Annotated in this window: 13 protein-coding genes; 10 read left to right on the top strand and 3 right to left on the bottom strand. The window is 63.5% G+C overall.

The features are described 5' to 3' along the window. Together AC2FM5_RS16765 and AC2FM5_RS16760 are read right to left on the bottom strand one after the other, a co-directional pair. A partial coding sequence (locus AC2FM5_RS16765; protein WP_496736954.1) for an ABC transporter ATP-binding protein occupies nucleotides 1-849 on the bottom strand: 849 nt, incomplete at its 3' end. After that, the gene (locus AC2FM5_RS16760; RefSeq protein WP_170367390.1) at nucleotides 846-1640 is read right to left on the bottom strand and encodes an IclR family transcriptional regulator; all 795 of its coding nucleotides are present in this window, start codon (nucleotides 1638-1640) and stop codon (nucleotides 846-848) included. The genes AC2FM5_RS16765 and AC2FM5_RS16760, both read right to left, overlap by 4 nt. Before the next feature lie 142 nt (nucleotides 1641-1782). Here AC2FM5_RS16760 and AC2FM5_RS16755 point away from each other — a divergent pair, with 142 nt between their 5' ends. The 10 genes from AC2FM5_RS16755 (at nucleotide 1783) to AC2FM5_RS16710 (ending at nucleotide 13072) form a co-directional block, all read left to right on the top strand. Next, nucleotides 1783-3042, top strand: a complete 1260-nt coding sequence (locus AC2FM5_RS16755; protein ID WP_496736951.1) for an ABC transporter substrate-binding protein — start codon at nucleotides 1783-1785, stop codon at nucleotides 3040-3042. A gap of 91 nt (nucleotides 3043-3133) precedes the next feature. Beyond that, the gene (locus tag AC2FM5_RS16750; RefSeq protein WP_496736949.1) at nucleotides 3134-4057 is read left to right on the top strand and encodes a carbohydrate ABC transporter permease; all 924 of its coding nucleotides are present in this window, start codon (nucleotides 3134-3136) and stop codon (nucleotides 4055-4057) included. Between the two features lies 1 nt (nucleotide 4058). Next, nucleotides 4059-4907, top strand: a complete 849-nt coding sequence (locus AC2FM5_RS16745) for a carbohydrate ABC transporter permease (protein ID WP_093963150.1) — start codon at nucleotides 4059-4061, stop codon at nucleotides 4905-4907. Nucleotides 4908-4929: 22 nt separating this feature from the next. After that, entirely contained in the window at nucleotides 4930-6270 is a 1341-nt protein-coding gene (locus AC2FM5_RS16740; protein WP_496736947.1) for an alpha-glucosidase/alpha-galactosidase, read from the top strand. A 55-nt stretch (nucleotides 6271-6325) separates the two neighbouring features. Then, nucleotides 6326-8032 (top strand): IlvD/Edd family dehydratase, encoded by a 1707-nt coding sequence (locus tag AC2FM5_RS16735; RefSeq protein WP_496736945.1) that lies wholly within the window; start codon nucleotides 6326-6328, stop codon nucleotides 8030-8032. Beyond that, nucleotides 8032-8799: an SDR family NAD(P)-dependent oxidoreductase gene (locus AC2FM5_RS16730; protein ID WP_170365985.1), complete on the top strand. Its 768-nt coding sequence runs from the start codon at nucleotides 8032-8034 to the stop codon at nucleotides 8797-8799. Before AC2FM5_RS16735 ends, AC2FM5_RS16730 begins: the two co-directional genes overlap by 1 nt. Before the next feature lie 4 nt (nucleotides 8800-8803). Further along, entirely contained in the window at nucleotides 8804-9697 is an 894-nt protein-coding gene (locus AC2FM5_RS16725; protein WP_170367393.1) for a 2-dehydro-3-deoxygalactonokinase, read from the top strand. Next, nucleotides 9694-10299, top strand: coding sequence for a 2-dehydro-3-deoxy-6-phosphogalactonate aldolase (locus tag AC2FM5_RS16720; protein ID WP_496736942.1), 606 nt, complete (start codon nucleotides 9694-9696; stop codon nucleotides 10297-10299). The genes AC2FM5_RS16725 and AC2FM5_RS16720 overlap by 4 nt, the downstream gene beginning before the upstream one ends. Beyond that, nucleotides 10296-11156 (top strand): SMP-30/gluconolactonase/LRE family protein, encoded by an 861-nt coding sequence (locus tag AC2FM5_RS16715; protein WP_170365988.1) that lies wholly within the window; start codon nucleotides 10296-10298, stop codon nucleotides 11154-11156. Before AC2FM5_RS16720 ends, AC2FM5_RS16715 begins: the two co-directional genes overlap by 4 nt. Next, a complete protein-coding gene (locus AC2FM5_RS16710; protein ID WP_496736940.1) occupies nucleotides 11153-13072 on the top strand; it encodes a beta-galactosidase in 1920 nt (639 codons plus the stop codon). Before AC2FM5_RS16715 ends, AC2FM5_RS16710 begins: the two co-directional genes overlap by 4 nt. Nucleotides 13073-13114: 42 nt before the next feature. On the opposite strand, the gene AC2FM5_RS16705 is transcribed toward AC2FM5_RS16710, so the two are convergent. Next, the coding region (locus AC2FM5_RS16705; RefSeq protein WP_496736938.1) for an ABC transporter permease at nucleotides 13115-14108 on the bottom strand (994 nt) is incomplete at its 5' end.

Raw genomic sequence — 14108 nt, 5'->3', positions numbered from 1 at the left:
GGCAATATGTTCCGGGCGGATTCCCAGGATCACCTTCTTGGCATCCGTCGGCACGCCGTTGGTGACAGGGATCGCATCCGTCAGGGCAGGATGGCGCACGGTTCCTTCGACGACATCGCATTCCAAAAAGTTCATTGCGGGCGAGCCGATGAACCCCGCCACGAACCGGTTGTCGGGGTCCCGATACAGATCCATCGGAGCGCCCACCTGCTCGATCCGGCCATCGCGCAGCACCACGATCTTGTCGGCCATGGTCATAGCTTCGACCTGGTCGTGGGTGACGTAGATCATCGTCGCGCCGATCTCCTGGTGCAGACGGGCGATCTCAACCCGCATTTCCACGCGCAGTTCGGCATCGAGGTTCGACAGCGGCTCGTCGAACAGAAAAACCTCGGGGCCGCGTACGATGGCCCGGCCGATGGCGACCCGCTGACGCTGGCCACCCGACAAGGCCTTGGGCTTGCGCTTGAGATACTGGTCCAGTTTCAGGATTTCCGACGCTTCGGCGACCTTCTTGTCGATCTCGGCCTTGGGCACACCGTTCATGCGCAGACCAAAGCCCATGTTCTCGGCCACGGACATGTGCGGATACAGGGCGTAGGTCTGGAACACCATCGCGACACCGCGCTTGGCCGGGTCCATGTGGGTCACGTCACGCTGACCGATGCGGATTTCACCCTCGGTGGTTTCTTCCAGCCCGGCGATCATCCGCAACAGGGTGGATTTGCCACAGCCCGACGGCCCGACAAAAACGCAGAACTCGCCGTCCTCGATTTCCAGATCAATGCCGTGAATGACCTGGGTCTGGCCATAACGCTTGATTGCGCCCTTCAGGGTAACGCCTGTCATGATGCTTGCATCCTGTCCTTGCGGCCCTCGGGGAACCGCCATGCTTCGGCTTCGGACCCGATCTGGTCGGCCGAACGCCGCACCCGAGGGACCCATTTCTTCAACTGGTCAAAATCCATGCGCTGGGTCGATCCGGTGATCGAGATCGCCCCCAGTACCCGCCCGCCCGATGTTAGGATCGGACAGGCCACGCAGATGATGCCGGGCTCGTGCTCTTCATCATCCATGGCGAACCCCCGTTCGCGGATCCGGGCCAGATCCGCCCGCAGCACCGCCTCCGAGGTCAGCGTCTTGTCGGTAAAGCGGTGAAAGCTTTGCTGCGAGATCGCCTTGTCCAACCGGTCGTCATCCAGAAAGGCGAGCATCGCCTTCCCCACACCGGTGCAATAGGCCGGGCCAACCTTTCCGGCCTCGGAATACATCTCGACCGGGTTTTTGGCATTGCGCTTGTCCACATACAGAACCTGACTGGAATCAAGCTGCGCAAGGTGCACCGTCTCGCCGGTTTCCAGGCTCAGCCCATCCAGGATCGGCCGCGCGATCGGCGCGAGCGAGCTTTGCGTCCAGGCCGAATGCGCCAGCCGCACCAGCCGCAGCCCCGGCGAATAGGTCTGCCGGTCTGGGTCGTAAGACAACATGCCCTGATTGGTCAGCGACTGCAGAAACCGGTACAGGGACGCCTTGGGAAAGCTGCTGCTTTCCAGCAATTCGGCAAACCGCACAGGCCGGCCGAACGCCGCGACCTGTTCCAGCACGTCACATGCCTTGCCGATGGTTCCGTCACCTGCCACGGGTCTGATTTCTCCTCCACTTCCCCTTGCGGACGGGCCGCGAGGGTATTGACAAGCCTAGCCGATTCGATGTGTAGTTTTCAATATATAAAACTTGGTTTCACTATTTGGAACCGCAAAATGGAAGCTAAGGGAGGAAACCATGCATTCCATGTTCAAGCGCACTGCGGCGGGTCTGGCGGCCAGTGTGGCACTTGCAGCGCCCGTTTCGGCAGAACTGACCGGCGAGCTGCGAATCTTCCTCGACACATCGAATCCGGCGCCGCGCGCGACGATGGAAGCGATGATCGAGCGTTTCGCGGCACAGCACCCGGGTCTGGAGATCGAGACCACGGTCATCGACCGCGAGGCGTACAAGACCCAGATCCGCAACTTCCTGACAGCGGACACGCCCGACGTCGCGACCTGGTACGCGGCCAACCGCATGAAGCCTTATGTCGAGGCCGGACTGTTCGAAGATGTATCGGACCTGTGGGCCGAGCCGGAAATCGCCGAAAACCTGGCCTCGACCAAGGGCGCGATGACCATCGACGGCAAGCAGTGGGGCGTGCCCTACACCTACTATCAGTGGGGCGTCTACTACCGCAAAGACATCTTTGACGAGCTGGGCCTGTCCGAACCGACCACCTGGGAAGAAGAGCTGGCCAACTGCCAGAAGATCGTCGACTCGGGTCGCGCCTGCTATACCATCGGCACCAAGTTCCTGTGGACGGCTGGCGGCTGGTTCGACTACCTGAACATGCGCACCAACGGCTTCGACTTCCACCAGCAACTGGCCAATGGCGAAGTCAGCTGGGAAGACGACCGGGTCAAGCAGACCTTCGCCAACTGGAAGCAGCTGATCGACATGGGCGCGTTCATCGACAACCACCAGACCTACAGCTGGCAAGAGGCCCTGCCCTTCATGGTTCAGGGTGATGCAGCGGCCTATCTGATGGGCAACTTCGCGGTGGCTCCGCTGCGCGAGGCCGGTCTGACCGACGACCAGTTGGACTTCTACCAGTTCGTCGCGATCAACCCCGATGTCGAGCTGGCCGAAGATGCGCCGACCGACACGTTCCACATCCCGGCGAACGCGTCGAACAAAGAAGCCGCGCGCGAGTTCCTGCGTTTTGTCGTTTCGGCTGACGAGCAGACCGAAATCAACAACGGCAAAAACCTCGGACAACTGCCCGTCAACGCCAAATCCTCGGTGGACGACGACAAGTTCCTGCAGGAAGGCTTCAAGATGCTGTCGACCAACAGCCCCGGCGGCGTCGCCCAGTTCTGGGATCGCGACGCACCGGCGGAAATGGCCAAAGTGTCGATGGAAGGCTTCCAGGAGTTCATGGTCAAGCCGGACAACCTGGACAGCATCCTAGCCAAGCTGGAACGCGCACGTCAGCGCATCTATGACAACTGATCGGGTTGTGGCCGGGGCAACCCCGGCCACGCCGTAGCCAAACGCAGGACGGGCACGATCCCGTCCTGCCCATTCCAAACCGGGATTGACCATGACCGCTGTCGACGTCACCGAACACGAAAGCTGGTTCCACAGAAATCAGCAACGTATCGCACCCTGGCTGTTTCTGGCTCCGGGCGTGCTGTTCTTCATGGTCTACGTGATCATCCCCGTATTCCAGTCCTTCAACCTGTCGCTTTACGAATGGGACGGGCTGGGCGCGGCCGAATATGTCGGAATGCGCAACTATGAAGACCTGTATTGGGAATGGGTCGATCGTGACGCCTTCTATGTCTCGCTGAAGAACAACCTGATCTGGCTGATCATGTACCTGCTGGCGATCCCGGCTGGTCTGTTCATCGCGCTGTTCCTCAACCAGACGGTCTGCGGAATCCGGTTGTACAAATCCCTGTTCTTCTTTCCCTTCGTCATCAGCCAGGTCGTAGTCGGGCTGGTCTTCACCTGGTTCTACGACCCCACTTTCGGACTGCTGAACGAGCTTTTGGGCTTGGTCGGGTTGGGTCCGCTGAACGTACTGGGTGATGAACGCTTCGTAACCTACGGCATCATTTTCGCGGGCCTCTGGCCGCAGACCGCCTATTGCATGATCCTGTATCTGACCGGCCTGAACGCCGTGGACCCCGAACAGATCGAGGCCGGCCGGCTGGACGGCGCCAAGGGCGGGCGGATGCTGTGGCATATCATCCTGCCGCAACTGCGCCCGGCGACCTTCATCGCCTTCGTGGTGACCATTATCGGCGCGCTGCGCTCGTTCGACCTGATCTCGATCATGACGCAGGGCGGGCCGTTCGGGTCAAGCCGCGTGCTGGCCTATTACATGTTCGAAGTCGCCTTGTCGGAGTACGGGTTCCGCATGGGCTATGGCGCGGCCATCGCCGTAATCCTGTTCCTGATCATGCTGTGCTTCATCGCCTACTTCCTGTGGTCGATGTACCGCGAAGAAAAGGGGCACTGAGATGTTTCCCAAACCGATCGAAAAACAACCCCGCGCGGCGCAGATTTCCTATCAGGCAATGCTGCCGGTCGCCCTTCTGCTGTGGCTCGGCCCTCTGCTGGCGGTGGCCCTGTTTTCCATCAAGCCCGAGGCGGATTTCACCAACGCCAACTACTGGGGCCTGCCCTCCAGCTTTGAAGGCGCCAGGAACTATGGCCAGGTCTTCTTCAACTCGGACATGCCGCGCTATCTGCTGAACTCGTTCCTGATCACGGTTCCCACGGTGATCGGCGCGGTGGCGCTCAGCTGCATGACCGGGTTCGCGCTGGGGATTTACAAGTTCAAGTCGAACCTGTGGATTTTCTTCATGTTCGTGGCCGGCAACTTCGTACCCTTCCAGATCCTGATGGTGCCGGTGCGCGACCTGACGCTGGACTTGGGGCTCTACAATACGAAAACCGGGCTGGTACTGTTCCACATTGCGTTCCAGACGGGGTTCTGCACCCTGTTCATGCGCAACTTCATCCGCGCCCTGCCCTTTGAGTTGATCGAGGCCGCCCGGGTCGAGGGCATCAGCGAATGGCGCATCTTCTGGTACGTGGTCCTGCCGCTGATGAAACCCGCAATCGCCGCGCTCAGCGTTCTGATCTTCACCTTCATCTGGAATGACTATTTCTGGGCCGTCGTGCTGACCCAGGGGGCCGAGAGCCAACCCGTCACCGCCGGCATCACCAGCTTCAACGCGCAGTTCCGCGCAGCGTATCACTTGATGAGTGCCGGCTCGATCGTCGCGGCCCTGCCGCCGGTGGCCATGTTCTTTCTGATGCAGAAACACTTCATCGCGGGTCTGACCCTCGGTGCCGTAAAATAACGCCTAGTCAAGGTTTACAGTCATGACCAAGATCACCTTCATCGGTGCAGGTTCCACGATTTTCATGCAAAATATCGTGGGCGATGCCCTGCTGACCCCGTCGCTGGCCGACAGCCATTTTGCCCTGATGGACATCGACCCCGAGCGTCTGGCCGAGAGCGAAAGCGTCGCGCGCGCCATGATCCGCTCGGTCGGGACCGGCGCGACCGTGTCCACCCATACCGACCGCCGCGCGGCGCTGGACGGGGCCGATTTCGTCATCACCGCCTTCCAGATCGGCGGCTACAAACCCTGCACCGTGACCGATTTCGAGATCCCCAAGCAATATGGCCTGCGCCAGACCATCGCCGACACGCTGGGCGTGGGCGGCATCATGCGCGGCCTGCGCACCGTGCCCGTCCTGTGGGATGTGGCCCGGGACATGGCGCAGCTGTGCCCGAATGCCACGCTGCTGCAATACGTCAACCCGATGGCCATCAACACCTGGGCGCTGGCCGAACGTTTCCCGGCACTGAAACATGTTGGGCTGTGCCACTCGGTCCAGAACACGGTCGAGGAACTGGCCCATGACCTGGACCTGCCCAAGGATGAAATCCGCTATCGCGTTGCGGGCGTGAACCATGTGGCGTTTTTCCTGCGGCTGGAACATCAGGGCCGCGACCTGTATCCGGCGCTGCGCCGGGGCTATCACGCGGGCCAGCTGCCCAAGGCGCCGCTGCTGATGCCGCGCTGTCCGAACAAGGTGCGATACGAGGTGATGGATCACCTGGGCTATTTCTGCACCGAAAGCTCGGAACACCTGGCCGAGTACGTCCCGTGGTTCATCAAGGACGGGCGTCAGGACCTGATCGACCAGTTCCAGATCCCGCTGGACGAATATCCCACCCGCTGCGAGGAACAGGTCGCGAACTGGAAGGAACAGGCCAAGACCCTGACCGACGGGCGCGACATCGAAGTGATCCGCAGCCACGAATTCGCCGCCGACCTTATGAACGCAATCGTCACCGACACGCCCTATGTCGCCTATGGCAACCTGCCCAATACCGGGCAGATCCCGCAGCTGCCGCTGGGCGCGGCGGTCGAAACGCCCTGTCTGGTCGACAGCAACGGCGTGCAGCCCTCGGTCGTGACCGGCATCCCGCCGCAGCTGGTCGCCCTGATGCGCAGCCAGATCAACGTGCAGGAACTGACCGTGCGCGCCCTGGTCGAGGAAAACCCCGAACACATCTACCACGCCGCCATGATGGACCCGCACACCGCCGCCGAACTGGACCTGCGCCAGATCCGCAGCCTGGTAAGTGACCTGCTGACCGCCCATGCCGACTGGCTGCCGGATTGGTGCCGTCCGGCCCGCGCGGCCTGATCATCCGGCAAACACACAAGAAAACCACGACCCAATACGAAAAAGAAACAAAGACATGAAGAAACGCCGCTCACAGCACTGGTACGGCAAGCTCGACAAGGACGGGTTCATCCATCGGTCGTGGTTGAAGAACCAGGGCTTTCCCGATCATGCGTTCGACGGACGCCCGATCATCGGCATCTGCAACACATGGTCGGAACTGACGCCGTGCAACTCGGGCCTGCGCGACCTCGCCGAAGGCGTCAAGCGCGGCGTGTGGGAGGCCGGAGGCTTTCCGGTCGAATTCCCGGTGATGTCGCTGGGCGAAACCCAGATGAAGCCCACCGCCATGCTGTTCCGCAACCTGCTGGCCATGGATGTCGAGGAATCGATCCGCGCCTATGGCATCGACGGCGTGGTGCTGCTGGGCGGCTGCGACAAGACCACGCCCGGCCAGCTGATGGGCGCGGCCTCGGTCGATCTGCCCACCATCGTGGTCAGCTCGGGGCCGATGCTGAACGGCAAGTATCGCGGTCAGGATATCGGCTCGGGCACCGATGTTTGGAAATTCTCGGAAGCCGTGCGCGCCGGCGAGATGACCTTGCAGGATTTCATGAACGCCGAATCCGGCATGAGCCGGTCCAAGGGCGTGTGCATGACCATGGGTACGGCCTCGACCATGGCGTCGCTGGTCGAGGCGATGGGCATGAGCCTGCCCACAAACGCCGCCCTGCCCGCCGTCGATGCCCGCCGGATGGCGCTGGCGCACATGACCGGCAAACGCATCGTCGAAATGGTGGACGAGGACCTCAAACCCTCGGACATCCTGACCAAGGCGGCGTTTGAGAACGCCATTCTGGCCAATGCCGCGGTGGGTGGGTCCACCAACGCCGTGGTGCACCTGCTGGCGCTGGCCGGCCGGGTGGGCGTGGACCTGACCCTGCAGGATTTCGAGATCGGCTCGGACATTCCGCTGCTGGTCAACTGCATGCCCTCGGGCAAATACCTGATGGAAGATTTCTGCTATGCCGGCGGGATGCCGGTGGTCCTGTCCGAGCTGAAATCGCATCTGCGCCCGGCCCGCACCGTTCTGAACAAGGACATCTCGGCCCACTATGAGGGCGCGGAATGCTTCAACCGTGACGTGATCCACGCCTTTGACGATCCGGTGAAACCGGCCGCCGGGCTGCGCGTTCTGCGCGGCAACCTGGCGCCGAACGGGGCCATCGTGAAACCCTCGGCCGCCACAGACAGCCTGCTGGAGACGGAAGGTGAGGCCTATGTCTTCGACAGCATCGAGGACCTGAAGGCCAATATCGACCGCGACGACCTGCCTGTGACGCCCGAGACCATCCTGGTGCTCAAAGGCTGCGGGCCAAAGGGCTATCCGGGCATGCCCGAGGTCGGCAACATGCCGATCCCCGCCAAACTGGTGAAACAGGGCGTACGTGACATGATCCGCATTTCCGACGCACGCATGTCGGGCACTGCCTTCGGCACAGTGATCCTGCATGTCAGCCCCGAGGCGCAGGCGGGCGGTCCTCTGGCGCTGGTGAAAACCGGCGATCGCATCCGCGTCTCGGCCAGCAAGGGCGAGTTGGAACTGCTGGTCGACGAGCAGGAACTGGCTGCCCGCCGTGCGGCCTGGCGGCCCGACGACCCGCATTACACCCGCGGCTATGCCAAGCTGTATATCGACCATGTCCTTCAGGCCGATCGCGGCGCTGACCTTGATTTCCTGGTGGGCAAGGACACCCGCCTTGTGACCAGAGAGAGCCATTGATGACCCAGCCAGCCACCTTCCATGACCTCGACGGCGCGTCCGTCTTCATCACCGGCGGCGGGTCGGGCGTGGGCGCGGCCCTGACAGACGGGTTCCTGGCCCAAGGCGCCAAGGTCGCCTTTATCGGCCGGTCCGACGCCAGCGCATTCGTCGAAGAGATGCGCGCCAAACACGGCCGCGCGCCCTTGTTCCTGCAGGGCGACATGACCGACACCGCGCTGCTGCACGAAACAATGACCAAGGCTGCCGAGGCCCACGGTCCGCTGAACGTGCTGGTCAACAATGCCGCAAACGACAAGCGCCACAGCCTCGAGGAAACCACGACCGAGTTTTGGGACTGGATGATCGAGGTCAACCTCAAGGCCTATTACTTTGCCTGCCAGCAGGCCGCGCGCCAGATGGCCGAAACCGGCGGGTCGATCATCAACTTCAGTTCGATCAGCTACATGATGGGCAATGCGGGCTATCCGATCTATACGACGGCCAACGCCGGAATCACCGGCATGACCCGCTCGCTCGCGCGCGAGCTGGGGCCGAAGAACATCCGCGTCAACGCGCTGGCGCCCGGTTGGGTGCTGACGCAGAAACAACTGGACATGTGGGCCACGCCCGAGGATCTGGCCGCGCATATGGATCGCCAATGCCTGAAGGAACATCTGAGCCCGGACGACATGATCGCGCCGACGCTGTTCCTGGCATCGACGGCCAGCCGCGCCATGACCGGGCAATGCATGGTCGTCGATGGCGGCGTGGTCACAACGGGGTAAGCACATGAACACCGAGTGGATCGCAGTAGACTGGGGCACCTCGCATCTGCGCGCCTGGGCGATGCAGGGCGACACGGTGCTGGACCACGCCCAATGCGACCGGGGCATGGCGACGCTGGGCCGGGATCAGTTTCAGGACGCGCTGCTGACGCTGGTTCAGGGCTGGCTGGGCGCGGCGCCCGTCGACGTGATCGCCTGCGGCATGGTCGGTGCCCGGCAAGGCTGGGTCGAGGCGCCCTATGTGGCGGTTCCGACCAAGCCGATCTCGAACGTGCCGGTGCGCGTGCCCGGCACCGATCCACGCATCCGCGCTTTCGTGGTACCCGGCCTGAAACAGGACGACCCCGCCGACGTGATGCGCGGCGAGGAAACCCAGATCGCCGGCTACCTGTCCACGCGCCCGCATTGGGATGGCGTGATCTGCCTGCCCGGCACCCACACCAAATGGGTGCAGGTCAGCGCCGGCGAGGTCGTCAGCTTCCGCACCTTCATGACGGGTGAACTGTTCGATCTGCTGGGACAACACTCGGTGCTGAAACACTCGGTGGGCGAAGGCTGGGACGACGACGCCTTTGCCACGGCCGTGGCCGACACGCTGTCCAAGCCCGAGCAACTGGCCGGGCGGCTGTTCGGGCTGCGCGCCGCCGACCTGCTGCACGGCCAGGATCCGGCCACCGCCCGCGCCCGCCTGTCCGGTGCCCTGATCGGTGCCGAACTGGCCGCCACCCGCCCCTATTGGCTGGGTCAGCAACTGGCCATCATCGGGGCCGAGGCCCTGTCGAACATCTATGCCACCGCGCTGCAGCAACAGGGCGCGTTCGTCGAAACCGCCGACGCGACCCAGGCCACGCTGGCCGGTCTGCTGCAAGCCCGCACCCTCACGAGGCAAACCGCATGAGCCGCCCCATAATCGCCATTCTGCGCGGGCTTAACCCGGCGCAGGCCGAGGCCGTCGGCCAGGCCATCCTGGACGCAGGGATCGACCGGATCGAGGTGCCGCTGAACTCGCCCGACCCGCTTGACAGCATCGGCCGTCTGGCCCGTTCGATCGGCGACCGCGCGCTGGTCGGGGCCGGAACCGTCCTGACCGTGGACGAGGTCGAACAGGTGGCCTCCGTGGGTGGCAAGCTGATCGTGTCGCCCAATTGCGATGCCGAGGTGATCGTGCGCACGGTGGATCTGGGCCTGCAAAGCTGGCCCGGGGTCTATACCCCAACCGAGGCCTTCACCGCCCTGCGCGCCGGAGCCACCGGGCTGAAACTGTTTCCCGGGGTGATGGCCGGACCGGTGGGGCTGGCGGCCATGCGCCCGATCCTGCCCAAGGGCACGCAGGTCTATGCCGTGGGCGGCGCGGGGCCCGAGAATTTCGGCGACTGGCTCAAGGCCGGGGCCGACGGTTTCGGCATCGGCTCGGCCCTGTTCAAACCCGGCATGTCCGTGGACCAGATCGCCGAAAACGCCCGCCAGATCGTCGCCGCCTTTGACGAGGCCGCGCGATGAGCCAGGTCTTTGACGACCGCCCGTGCGCGTTGGGCGAAGGCCCGCTGTGGCACCCCGAACGGCAACAGCTGTTCTGGTTCGACATCGTCAACAAGCGCCTGATGACCCGCGACGCGAATGGACCGCAAAGCTGGGATTTCGCCGAGCACGTCTCGGCCGCAGGATGGATCGACCGCGACACGCTGCAGATCGCGTCGGAAACTGGACTGTGGCGGTTCGGGCTTGAGACCGGTCACAAGGACCGCATCGTCGCGCTCGAGGCCGACAACCCGGTGACCCGCTCGAATGACGGGCGGGCTGATCCGTGGGGCGGTTTCTGGATCGGCACCATGGGCAAGCGCGCGGAACCGGGCGCGGGGGCGATCTATCGTTTTTGGCGGGGTGAGCTGCGGCAGCTGGTTCCGGACGTGACCATCTCGAACGCGATCAGTTTCGCGCCCGACCGGTCCTGCGCCTATTTCTGTGACACGGCCACCGGGCAGGTGCGGCGCTGGGGTCTGAACCCTGAAACCGGCTGGCCCGAGGGCGACAGCGCGGTGTTTCTGGACCTGCGCGCCGAAGGTCTGAACCCCGATGGCGCGGTCGTCGATGCCGCGGGCAATCTGTGGGTCGCGCAATGGGGCGCGGCGCGGGTTGCGGCCTATGACGCCGGCGGAACCTTCCTGCGCGCGGTGCCTTTCGCGGCGGCCCATACCTCATGCCCCGCTTTCGGCGGGCCGGATCTGACGACGCTGTTCTGCACCTCGGCCCGCGAAGGGCTGGATGCGGACACCATCGCGTCACACCCCACCAACGGAATGACCTTTGCCGCCGAAAACGCGGGCCAAGGTCAGGCGGAACACAGAGTCATCCTATGAACCCCGAACTTGGCGTTTGCTATTACCCTGAACATTGGCCCCAGTCGATGTGGGCCGAAGATGCCGCGCGCATGGTCGAAGCCGGCCTGCGCTGGGTCCGGATCGGCGAATTCGGATGGAGCCGGATGGAGCCGGAACCGGGCCGACTGACATTCGACTGGCTGGATCAGGCCATCGAGACCCTTGGTGCGACCGGGCTGAAAGTGGTGCTGGGAACCCCAACCGCCACGCCGCCGCGCTGGATGCTGGACCGGCACCCGGACATGCTGGCGGTAGATGAAAACGGGCAGCCGCGGAAGTTCGGCTCACGTCGTCACTACTGTTTCAGCCATCCCGGATATATCGAGGAATGCGTCCGCATCGCCCGGATCATGGGCGAACGTTATGGCCGCAACCCGCATGTGGCCGCCTGGCAGATCGACAATGAATATGGTTGCCACGACACCACCGTCAGCTACAGCGAGCCCGCGCGGAAGGCCTTCCGCCGCTGGCTGGCCGAACGCTATGGCTCGATTGAGGCGCTGAACGCGGCCTGGGGCAACGTGTTCTGGTCGATGGAATACAGTGATTTCGATCAGATCGACCTGCCCAACCTGACCGTGACCGAACCCAACCCCGCGCATGTGCTGGCCTTCCGCCGGTTCAGCTCGGATCAGGTGGCGGCCTTCAACCGGGCCCAGGTTCAGGCGCTGCGGCCCCTGACCGATGCGCCGCTGCTGCACAACTACATGGGCCGGATTCTGGATTTCGACCATTTCGAAGTGGGCGCCGATCTGGATATCGCCACCTGGGACAGCTACCCGATCGGGTTCCTGTCCGACCGGCTCGAGGCCGACGCGGCGCACAAGGCGGCCTTTCTGCAGCAGGGCGACCCGGACATGCAGGCCTTTCACCACGATCTGTACCGCGCCGTCGGGTGCGGCCGCTGGTGGGTGATGGAACAGCAGCCCGGACCGGTGAACTGGGCGCCCTACAACCCGGCCCCCCTGCCGGGCATGGTGCGGCTCTGGTCGCTCGAGGCCGTGGCCCACGGGGCCGAGGTGGTCAGCTATTTCCGCTGGCGGCAGGCGCCTTTTGCGCAGGAACAGATGCACGCGGGCTTGCTGACGCCGAACAACCGCCCCGCCCCAGGTCTGGCCGAGGCGCAGCAGACGGCCGAAGATCTGGCCGCGCTGGGACCGGTCGAACCGGTGCAGGCGCGGGTGGCCATCATGTTCGACTATCCGTCGGACTGGGCCTGGGCGACCCAGCCGCAGGGCGCTGGGTTCAACTATTTTCGGCTGGTGTTTTCCGCTTATCGCGCCCTGCGCCGCGCCGGGCTGTCGGTCGATGTCGTGCCGGCCTCGGGCTTGGACGACGCCGACTATGATCTGATCCTCGCTCCCGGACTGGCCACGCTGGACGACGCGCTGGCCGACCGCCTGCGGGCGGCTGCGAAACTGACGGTTCTGGGCCCGCGCGCCGGAGCAATCACGGCTGATTTCCAGATCCCGGCCCAAGGCCGCCCCGGCCTGCAGGCGTTGGACTGCGACGTGGCGCTGGTGGAATCCCTACCGCCCGAGATCACCCGCCCGGTTCAGGGCGGCGGAGCGGCGCAACACTGGGTCGAGCGGTTGACCGGCCACGCGCCCGATCAGTTGACCTTCGAAGACGGGACTCCGGCGCTCAAGGGCAGTGACCAGCTTTGGTACCTGGCCGGGTTCCCGGACGAAGGCCTTTGGGACCGGATAGTTGAGATGGCGGCGCAGAAAGTCGGGCTGCCATTGCACCAGATGCCGCCCGGCCTGCGGCGGCGCGAGACCGCGACCCATGACTTCCTGATCAACTACAACGCCACACCGGTGGATTGGAACGGCCACAGCATCGCTGCCTGCGGAGTCGCCATCCTGAAACGCAATCCGCCCGGCCAGGAATGAACCAGAACCGGGCGGATGTGGTGCTCTGATAGGCGCTTCTTCCTACTCGTCGGTCTTCAGACTGTTTGGATCGAAGACATTGCCGAACCCACTGTTGCCCGAAGGCTGATCGTCAGGCTCGGCTGAGCTTTCGTCGTCCTGACCACCCAATGTGTTCGGAGCGAACACATTGCCAAAACCGCTGTTGTTCGACGGTTTGGGCGTGGATTGCTGCGCGTCGCCTTGCTCGGCCTCGCGCTGCTTGCGCTGCTCCTCGCGTTGCTTGCGCAATTCCTGAATGCGCTGCTCGGCTTCCAGACGCTTTTCTTCCTTGACGTCCGCGATGCACTGGGCCGGGTTGTAGGCCATGGCCGTCCCGACGACAGTGATCGTTGCCACGGCAAACATGACCAGCAGCACGGCCGCCATGTTCCCCGAGAAAAAGCTGGGCAACTTGATCTTGCCCGCAAGCTCCTCGACCGTGGCTTCCTTGCGCGCGGCAGCGACCAGTTCCTGACGCTTCAACTTGGCTTCGTTCAACAGGGCGAAAAACACGGTCAGCGCCACGATGATAAAGGCCAGCGCCGAAATCGCAGGTGTAATGCCGTAGCGCACCTTTTGAGCCAGTTCGATTGTCAGTGTCGGATATTCTCCGAACGTGAAGGTGGTGGTGTTGTAGTTCTCGAACGAGGCAAGAAACGCCAGCACCGCCGCCGAAGCAATCGCCGGGCGCATGAACGGGAGCAGGATCTTGCGAAACGCCTGTGCATGCGTTGCGCCAAGGTCCAGTGCCGCCTCGGTCAGCGCCAGGTCATATCGCTGCAGCCGGGCCACCAGAACCAACATGCAATAGCTCGCGATGAAGGTGGATTGGCCAATCACGGTCAGGAAAATGCCGTTCGACAAAAAGCTGTCGGCACCCAGCCCCAGCATCCGGTTGATCCGGTCCCAGAAGACCAGCGTCGAGATACCCAGAACAACGCCCGGGATCAGGATCGGTGCGATGATGATCGTATAGTAGGTGGCGCGCAGCTTGGGCCAGATCTGGGTCAGCATA

Source organism: Ruegeria sp. BHSA162, from assembly GCF_059613385.1.
This window is presented reverse-complemented; position numbering and strand designations above follow the sequence as displayed.

Coding starts and splice junctions, on each gene's coding strand:
- AC2FM5_RS16755 (WP_496736951.1), top strand. CDS start 1,783: ATGCATTCCATGTTCAAGCGCACTGCGGCGGGTCTGGCGGCCAGTGTG.
- AC2FM5_RS16750 (WP_496736949.1), top strand. CDS start 3,134: ATGACCGCTGTCGACGTCACCGAACACGAAAGCTGGTTCCACAGAAAT.
- AC2FM5_RS16745 (WP_093963150.1), top strand. CDS start 4,059: ATGTTTCCCAAACCGATCGAAAAACAACCCCGCGCGGCGCAGATTTCC.
- AC2FM5_RS16740 (WP_496736947.1), top strand. CDS start 4,930: ATGACCAAGATCACCTTCATCGGTGCAGGTTCCACGATTTTCATGCAA.
- AC2FM5_RS16735 (WP_496736945.1), top strand. CDS start 6,326: ATGAAGAAACGCCGCTCACAGCACTGGTACGGCAAGCTCGACAAGGAC.
- AC2FM5_RS16730 (WP_170365985.1), top strand. CDS start 8,032: ATGACCCAGCCAGCCACCTTCCATGACCTCGACGGCGCGTCCGTCTTC.
- AC2FM5_RS16725 (WP_170367393.1), top strand. CDS start 8,804: ATGAACACCGAGTGGATCGCAGTAGACTGGGGCACCTCGCATCTGCGC.
- AC2FM5_RS16720 (WP_496736942.1), top strand. CDS start 9,694: ATGAGCCGCCCCATAATCGCCATTCTGCGCGGGCTTAACCCGGCGCAG.
- AC2FM5_RS16715 (WP_170365988.1), top strand. CDS start 10,296: ATGAGCCAGGTCTTTGACGACCGCCCGTGCGCGTTGGGCGAAGGCCCG.
- AC2FM5_RS16710 (WP_496736940.1), top strand. CDS start 11,153: ATGAACCCCGAACTTGGCGTTTGCTATTACCCTGAACATTGGCCCCAG.